Source organism: Kitasatospora sp. NPDC058190 (assembly GCF_042883685.1).
Lineage (GTDB): Bacteria > Actinomycetota > Actinomycetes > Streptomycetales > Streptomycetaceae > Kitasatospora.
On sequence record NZ_JBHVVI010000020.1, the window covers coordinates 41,650 to 48,869 of the forward strand.

Below are 7,220 nucleotides of genomic sequence, written 5' to 3' on the forward strand. Positions count from 1 at the left end.
CTCGGGCTTGGCGGATTTCATCATCAGGGGTCGGGGGTCCCGCTAGGGTCGCAGCGATGAGCGAGTACCAGTACTACGAGTTCCTGGCGATCGACCGGCCGCTGACCAGCGACGAGCAGGAGCAACTGCGGGCGCTGTCCACCCGAGCCCGGATCACCGCGACCAGCTTCACCAACGAATATCAGTGGGGCAACTTCCGCGGTGATCCGAGGCGGATGGTGGAGCGGCACTACGACGCTCACCTCTACCTGACCAACTGGGGCACCCATCAGGTGATCCTGCGCGTGCCCAAGGGGCAGCTCACGCTGCGGGCGCTGGAGCCGTACTGCTTCGACGAGTGCGTCGAGGCATGGACGACCAAGACCCACCTCGTCCTGGACCTGCGCAGCGAGGACGAGGGTGGGGACTGGGAGGAGGGCGCCGAGGACTCGCTCGGTGCCATCGCCGGGGTACGGGCCGAGCTGGGCTCCGGGGATCACCGCGCCCTGTACCTCGCGTGGCTGTCCGCCATCGGCGCCTGGGCGCTGCAGGACGACGACGAGGAGGCTTACCAGGAAGTAGTCGAGCCCCCGGTCCCGGCTGGGCTCGACCGGCTCACCGCACCGCAGCGAGCGCTCGCGGACTTCCTGCGTGTCGACGCCGACCTGCTCGCGGTCGCCGCCCAAGCCAGCCCGCCCGCCCCAGAGCCTCGGAGGAGGCCCGGAAAGAAGGAGCTGGCACCACTGATCGCCGCGCTTCCTGAGAAGGAGAAGGACGGCCTCCTACTGCGTCTCGCGCTGGGGGGTGAGCCTCAGCTGGGAGCCGAACTCTTGCGCCGCCTGCGCGGCGAGCCGCCCGTCGCGACCGTGCCGGGGCAGCGCTCAGCCGCCGAGTTGCTGGACGCTGCGCACACGCTGGCTACCGAGCGCCAGCAGGGTGCCGAGCGGGTTCGATTCGAGGCCCGGGCCAAGAAGCTGACCGCCCTGGCTACCAACGAGGAAGCGATCTGGCGCGAGGTCGAGAACCATGTCGCGCGTAAGCAGACGGCCCGCTACGACGTCGCCGTGGCCCTCCTGGTCGAGCTCCGAGACGCCTGTGACCACGTCGGACGCGGCCTTGAGTTCCGGCAGCGGCTGGCCGCGCTCCGTGAGGAGCACCAGCACCTGCCCGGCCTGCTGCGCAGACTCGACGATCGGGTGCTGCGCGGCTGACGCCACCCGCACGCACGGGACGCTTGAAACGAACCGACGGCCCATACCATCTGCGTGATATACAGTGGTTGGTATGGGCGAGCGCTACTCCATCGAGCTGGAACCGGAGGTGCGTCTCTGGCTTGCGAGTCTCACTCCGCAGCACTATCGGCAGGTCGAGGAGAAGGCTGATCTCCTTGCCGAGTACCCGACCACGCTCGACGAACCGCACTCGCGGAACCTGGGTGATGGGGTGCGGGAACTGCGCCTCGGCCTGAGCGGGAACGCGGTGCGGATCAGCTACTGGCTGGCGCCTGGACGCCGCATCGTTCTGCTCACCGTCTTTCGCAAGACCCGGATGCGCGAGGAGGCGGAGGTCAAACGAGCCAAGGCCGCCAAGCTGGCGTGCGAGACGGGGCACCCGGAAGCTCACGAGATCTACAGTCGCAACACAGCGGAGGAGGAACGGTGAACCACGCACGCTGGCAGCTGGCTCGGGACAAGCGCGCGCTTCGCAGGGAGTTCGAGCCCCCTGCGATCATCGCCGAGCGAGAGCAGATTCGTCTGGCCATGGCACTCGGCCAGCTCGTCTACGACCGGCGTACCCAGCTGGGACTGAGCGAGGACGATCTGGCGGTTCGCCTCGGTAGCACCGCTGACGAGGTAGAACACATCGAGGTTGGTGGAGTCCTCCCGGTCACGTCCGACCTGCTTCTCCGGATTGCCGCGGCTCTGGAGGTGTCCGTGGACGTCCATCTGGCGACCTCGGGCACAGCAGTCAGCTTCGCCGCTCGCGCCGCATAGCCAGGAGGAAGCCGTGGACTACGGGCAGCAGTTGTCGGCCGCTCTACGGGACAGGCGAAGGCAACTGGGGATCTCCCAGACCGAACTCGCCCGGCGGGCCGGCATGACGCAGCCTGGCATCTCCCGCGTAGAACTGGGGGACACGACCCCGACCCTTCCCCTGCTGGCGCGGCTCGCCGAGGCGTTGGAGGCAGACCTCGACATCCGGCTGGCCCCCCTGGACGGAAGGACGACGATGCGCTTCGTGCCCCACCGTCACGCCGACGCGGCGTGACGGCAGGGGCGGTGGAGTTGCGGCAAAGACGCGGAGGTCCTGACCGTCCGCTGTGCCGTTGGCGTCAAACGACACGAAAATGCCCCCGAAGCTATCTGCTTCGAGGGCATCGTGCCTGGTCATACGTTGTGGCCAGGGCCGGGGTCGAACCGGCGACCTTCCGCTTTTCAGGCGGACGCTCGTACCAACTGAGCTACCTGGCCGTACTGCACCGTCTCTTGCGAGACGAGCGATCCCGACGGGACTTGAACCCGCGACCTCCACCTTGACAGGGTGGCGAGCTAACCAACTGCTCCACGGGACCTTGTAGTGGCGAACCACTAAGGTCTTGCGGCACTGCACTTTACTACGGTACTGCGTGCCCCCAACGGGATTCGAACCCGTGCTACCGCCTTGAAAGGGCGGCGTCCTGGGCCACTAGACGATGAGGGCTTGCGGCCTGTCCCGCTGTTTCCAGCGCTCGGGGACGTCGAGAAGCATATGGGATGCGGGGCGGATCGCCAAAACGGGTTTGGGCCGGGTGGGGGGCCGGGCCTGGGCGGGGGTCAGGACCAGCCGAGTTCGTCCAGCTCGTGGTCGTCGAAGCCGAAGTGGTGGGCGACCTCGTGGATGACGGTGGTGCGGACCTCCTCGACCACCTGTTCGCGGGTCTCGCAGTGGCGCAGGGTGGGGCCGCGGTAGATCAGGATGCGGTCGGGCAGGACCCCGGCGTACCACTCGCCGCGCTCGGTCAGCGGGGTGCCCTCGTAGAGGCCGAGGAGTTCGGGGTCGTCGGGGTCGGGTTCGTCCTCGACGAAGACCGCGACGTTGTCCATCATGGCGGCGAGCTGCGGGGGAATCTGGTCCAGGGCGTCGCTGACCAGTGTTTCGAACTCATCCCGGGTCATCTCCACCGGATCATTGTCGGGTCTCGGATGACGGTGTGCCAGACAGCGGACGCCGGTGTTTGATGGGGCCGTGACGACTTCGGAGGACGCCTTGGACGACACCGCGGAGGGCCCGGTACGGACCGGGTCGCCGGCCTCGGCGGCGGTGCGGAGCCGGCCGCCGGTGCTGCGCGGGCAGGGGTCGGCCGTGGCGGTGGTCGCGGTGGGCGGTGCGATCGGGGCGGTGGCCCGGTACGCGGCCGGGCTGGGCTGGGAGACCGGGCCGACGGCGTTCCCGTGGACGACGCTGCTGATCAACGTGGTCGGCTGCGCGGTGATCGGGGTGTTCCTGGTGGCGATCACCGAGGGGCGTCCGGCGCATCCGCTGCTGCGGCCGTTCTTCGGCACCGGGGTGCTGGGCGGGTTCACCACCTTCTCGACCTACTCGGTGGACATCCGCCGGCTGCTGGAGGCGGGGCGGCCGGGGCCCGGGCTGGCGTACCTGGGGCTGACCCTGCTGGGCGCGCTCGGCGCGGTGTGGGCGGCGGCGGTGTTGACCCGGCGTCTGATCCGCCGCCCGGTCCGCGACGGGGGTGCCCGGTGAGCCGGCTGAGCGGGCCGGCGCTGCGGCTGACCGTGCTGGTGGGCGAGAGCGACATGTGGCACCACCGCCCGGTGTACAGCGAGGTCGTGCACCGGGCGCGGGCGACCGGGCTGGCCGGGGCGAGCGTGTTCCGGGGCATCGAGGGGTTCGGCGCCTCGTCGCTGGTGCACACGGCGCGGTTGCTGTCGCTGAGCGAGGACCTGCCGGTGGCGGTGGTGATCGTGGACGAGGAGGAGCGGGTGCGGGCGTTCCTGCCGCAGCTGGAGGAACTGGTGGCCGAGGGGCTGGTGATGCTGGACCACTGCGAGGTCGTCCGGTACGCGGGCCGTGCGGCCGATCGTGGCGCGGGCGGGGGAGCGCGGTGAACTGGCTGCTGGTGGTGGCCGGCGCCGTGGTCGGCGCGCCGCTGCGGTACCTGACCGACCGGGCGGTGCAGTCCCGGCACGACTCGGTGTTCCCGTGGGGCACCTTCACGGTGAACGTGTTCGGCTGCCTGGTGCTCGGCCTGCTGGCCGGGGCGGTGGCGGCCGGCGCGGCCTCCTCGCACGTCCAACTGCTGGTCGGGACGGGCTTCTGCGGGGCGCTGACCACCTACTCGACCTTCTCGTACGAGACGCTGCGACTGGCCGAGTCCGGCGCCGTGCGGTACGCGGTGGCGAACGTGGCCGGCAGCCTGGCGGCCGGCCTGGCCGCGGTCTACGCGGGGGCGGAGCTGGCCTCGGCGCTCTGGGGCTGAGCGGGCCCGGCTGGGAGCCGCCGCGAGCCGCCGGGAGCGGCCGGGAGCGGGCAGCCCGAGAACTGCCGTGCCGCCCGTGTCCCGCCGCGCCCGGCGCGCGTTGGGCACCGAAAGCGGCCGCGCGCCAGTGGGCGGCCCGGGTGGGGCGGTGGAGAGGAAGCTCGGTGGCTTCGGTGCGGGCGGTGCGGGCGGTTCGGGTGCGGGTGGCCGCGCCGGTGCGGGAGACGGCGCTGCGGGAGACGGCGCTGCGGCGGTCACGCGCGGTACGGGCGGCGGCGGTGCTGGCGGTGGCCGGGCTGGGACTGACCGGTTGCATGTCGGTCGGTCCGGCGGCGGAGGAGAAGCACGGCGGGGTCGCCCCGGTCGGGCAGGCCGGTCCGGCGGGCAAGCCGGGGGCGACGGTCGGTCCCCCGGCCTCGCCGGGCGCCGGGCGCCCGGGGGGCGTCTCGGGGCGCCCGGAGCGCCCCGGGGGCTTGCAGGCGGAGAACGCGCCCGCCGGGGTCACGCCCACCGTGGCGGGTGAGGTCGCGCCGGGTGCGAACGGCGTGGTCGCCGGCGTGGTCCCGGTGCCGGGGGCGGGCGCTCCCGAGAGTGCGCCGGGCGGCGGTTCGACGAGCGGTGGGCCGAGCCCCGCGCCCCACCCGGGCGGCACCTCGGCCGGTACCGAAGGCACCACGGGTCCCGGCGGCACGGGCGGGGCGGGCGGCACCGGCGAGGGCCGCTCCGGCGGTGGTTCGGCCGGGACCCCGTCGGCCACCCCGAGCGGCCGTCCGTCCAGCTCTCCCGAGCCGGAGCACACCACGCCCGCCGCGACCGTCCCGCCGGCCCCGCAGCCCTCCTCGGGAAGCTCCGGGTCCTCGGCCCCGAGCCCTCACGCGGGTGGACAGTAGGTGGCTGGCCAGGGCATTTGCCTCCGATCCCGAGGGTCCTCTATGGTGGTAGATCGTTCGTTTGATTCATTTGACTGGCGCCCCATTCCCATCGGCGCCCTTGGCGCGTTCCGGCGATCCGTGGCTGACCGCATAGAGGCGGTTGTGAAACAGAACCCCGGACTTTGGCGCGTGCCACTTCCGGAAGGTTTTGCATGTCTCTCGTTGACGACGCCCGCTTCGCCATGCCCGCGAGCGAGTCCGCCGCCGATGTCACCGACACCACCACTCCCACCACTGACGCCGCCGACGTCGAGCTGAACACCGACGCCGTCGAGGCCGAGGAGATCGTCGAGGCCGCCGAGCCCACCATCACCTTCGGCGACCTGGGCCTGCACGACGACGTCGTGCGCGCCCTCGCCAAGCGCGGCGTCACCACCCCGTTCCCGATCCAGGCCGCGACCATCCCGGACGCCCTGGCCGGTAAGGACGTGCTGGGCCGTGGCCGTACCGGCTCCGGCAAGACCCTCAGCTTCGGCCTGCCGCTGCTGACCCGCCTCGCCGACGGCGAGCGCACCAAGCCCAAGCACCCGCGCGGCCTGATCCTCGTCCCGACCCGTGAGCTGGCCATGCAGGTGGCCGACGCCCTGGAGCCGTTCGGCTCGGTGCTCGGGCTCAAGCTCAAGGTCGTCTGTGGCGGCACGTCGATGTCGAACCAGATCTACGCTCTGGAGCGCGGCGTCGACATCCTGGTCGCCACCCCCGGCCGTCTGCGCGACCTGCTGAACCGCGGCAGCGCCAAGCTGGCCGACGTCCAGACCGTCGTGCTCGACGAGGCCGACCAGATGGCCGACATGGGCTTCCTGCCCGAGGTCACCGAGATCCTCGACCAGGTGCCGGCCGGTGGCCAGCGCCTGCTGTTCTCCGCCACCCTGGAGAACGAGATCGACACCCTGGTCAAGCGCTACCTGAAGAGCCCGGTCACCCACGAGGTCGACCCGTCGGCCGGCGCCGTCACCACCATGACCCACCACATCCTCGTGGTGAAGCCCAAGGACAAGGCGCCGATCACCAACGCGATCGCCGCCCGCAAGGGCCGCACGATCATCTTCGTCCGCACCCAGATGGGTGCCGACCGCGTCGCCGAGCAGCTCATCGAGGCCGGCGTGAAGGCCGACGCGCTGCACGGCGGCATGACCCAGGGCGCCCGTACCCGCGTCCTCGGCGACTTCAAGGACGGTTACGTCAACGTCGTCGTCGCCACCGACGTCGCCGCCCGCGGCATCCACGTCGACGGCATCGACCTGGTTCTCAACGTGGACCCGGCCGGCGACCACAAGGACTACCTGCACCGCTCCGGTCGCACCGCGCGGGCCGGGCGCTCCGGCGCCGTCGTCACCCTGGTGCTGCCGCACCAGCGCCGCGGCGTCTTCCGCCTGATGGAGGATGCGGGCGTCGACGCCTCGCGTCACATCCTCGACCACGCCTTCGACGCCGAGGTCGCCAAGATCACCGGCGCCCGCTCGCTCACCGAGGTGCAGGCCGAGAGCGCCGCGAACATCGCCGGTGCCGCCGAGCGCGAGCTCGCCGACATGGCCCGCCAGCTGGAGCGCGCCCAGCGCCGCGCCACCGAGCTGCGCGAGGAGGCCGACCGCCTGGCCGCCCGTGCGGCGCGCGAGCGGGCCGAGCTGGGCATCGAGGACGAGGCCCCGGCCGCCGAGGAGGCGGGCGAGCAGGCCGCGACCGAGGCTCCGGCCGCCGCCGAGGCCCCCGCTGCCGCGGCCGCGCCGCAGGCGGAGGAGCGCACCCCGTCGTACCGCGAGGCGCGCACCGAGCGTCCGGCCTTCGCGCGTGACCGCGACCGTGACCGGGACCGTGACGACCGCCGTTCGGGCGGC

10 protein-coding genes and 3 tRNA genes are annotated in these 7,220 nt (G+C 71.9%); 9 read left to right on the forward strand and 4 right to left on the reverse strand.

Annotated elements, in window-relative coordinates:
* Positions 1-56: 56 nt before the first annotated feature.
* The 4 genes from ACFVWU_RS12395 to ACFVWU_RS12410 all read left to right on the forward strand — a co-directional run bounded on the left by ACFVWU_RS12395 (position 57) and on the right by ACFVWU_RS12410 (position 2,247).
* On the forward strand, positions 57-1,190 hold the full coding sequence (locus ACFVWU_RS12395) for a hypothetical protein (protein ID WP_387618713.1): 1,134 nt from the start codon (positions 57-59) through the stop codon (positions 1,188-1,190).
* A gap of 73 nt (positions 1,191-1,263) precedes the next feature.
* Positions 1,264-1,641: a type II toxin-antitoxin system RelE/ParE family toxin gene (locus ACFVWU_RS12400; protein WP_387618716.1), complete on the forward strand. Its 378-nt coding sequence runs from the start codon at positions 1,264-1,266 to the stop codon at positions 1,639-1,641.
* Positions 1,638-1,973 carry a helix-turn-helix domain-containing protein gene (locus ACFVWU_RS12405; RefSeq protein WP_380609049.1) on the forward strand — a complete coding sequence of 112 codons (336 nt, stop codon included), beginning with the start codon at positions 1,638-1,640 and terminating at the stop codon, positions 1,971-1,973. The genes ACFVWU_RS12400 and ACFVWU_RS12405 overlap by 4 nt, the downstream gene beginning before the upstream one ends.
* Positions 1,974-1,986: 13 nt before the next feature.
* Positions 1,987-2,247: a helix-turn-helix domain-containing protein gene (locus tag ACFVWU_RS12410; protein WP_327068229.1), complete on the forward strand. Its 261-nt coding sequence runs from the start codon at positions 1,987-1,989 to the stop codon at positions 2,245-2,247.
* A gap of 129 nt (positions 2,248-2,376) precedes the next feature.
* On the opposite strand, the gene ACFVWU_RS12415 is transcribed toward ACFVWU_RS12410, so the two are convergent.
* From ACFVWU_RS12415 to ACFVWU_RS12430, 4 genes are all read right to left on the reverse strand, one after another.
* A tRNA-Phe gene (locus ACFVWU_RS12415) sits at positions 2,377-2,450 on the reverse strand.
* Between the two features lie 27 nt (positions 2,451-2,477).
* Positions 2,478-2,551 (reverse strand) — tRNA-Asp (locus ACFVWU_RS12420).
* A 55-nt stretch (positions 2,552-2,606) separates the two neighbouring features.
* Positions 2,607-2,679: transfer RNA gene (locus ACFVWU_RS12425), tRNA-Glu, on the reverse strand.
* A gap of 113 nt (positions 2,680-2,792) precedes the next feature.
* Complete coding sequence (locus ACFVWU_RS12430; protein WP_387618873.1) at positions 2,793-3,134, reverse strand: metallopeptidase family protein; 342 nt, start codon at positions 3,132-3,134, stop codon at positions 2,793-2,795.
* 70 nt (positions 3,135-3,204) lie between these two features.
* On the opposite strand from ACFVWU_RS12430, the gene crcB (ACFVWU_RS12435) reads away from it, so the two are divergent.
* From crcB (ACFVWU_RS12435) to ACFVWU_RS12455, 5 genes are all read left to right on the forward strand, one after another.
* Entirely contained in the window at positions 3,205-3,717 is a 513-nt protein-coding gene (gene crcB / locus ACFVWU_RS12435; protein WP_387618719.1) for a fluoride efflux transporter CrcB, read from the forward strand.
* Positions 3,714-4,082 (forward strand): DUF190 domain-containing protein, encoded by a 369-nt coding sequence (locus ACFVWU_RS12440; protein WP_387618722.1) that lies wholly within the window; start codon positions 3,714-3,716, stop codon positions 4,080-4,082. Before crcB (ACFVWU_RS12435) ends, ACFVWU_RS12440 begins: the two co-directional genes overlap by 4 nt.
* Positions 4,079-4,453: a fluoride efflux transporter CrcB gene (gene crcB / locus ACFVWU_RS12445; protein WP_387618725.1), complete on the forward strand. Its 375-nt coding sequence runs from the start codon at positions 4,079-4,081 to the stop codon at positions 4,451-4,453. Before ACFVWU_RS12440 ends, crcB (ACFVWU_RS12445) begins: the two co-directional genes overlap by 4 nt.
* 164 nt (positions 4,454-4,617) lie before the next feature.
* A complete protein-coding gene (locus ACFVWU_RS12450) occupies positions 4,618-5,343 on the forward strand; it encodes a hypothetical protein (protein ID WP_387618727.1) in 726 nt (241 codons plus the stop codon).
* Positions 5,344-5,537: 194 nt separating this feature from the next.
* Positions 5,538-7,220: DEAD/DEAH box helicase (locus tag ACFVWU_RS12455; protein WP_387618729.1), on the forward strand; the 1,683-nt coding region annotated here is incomplete at its 3' end.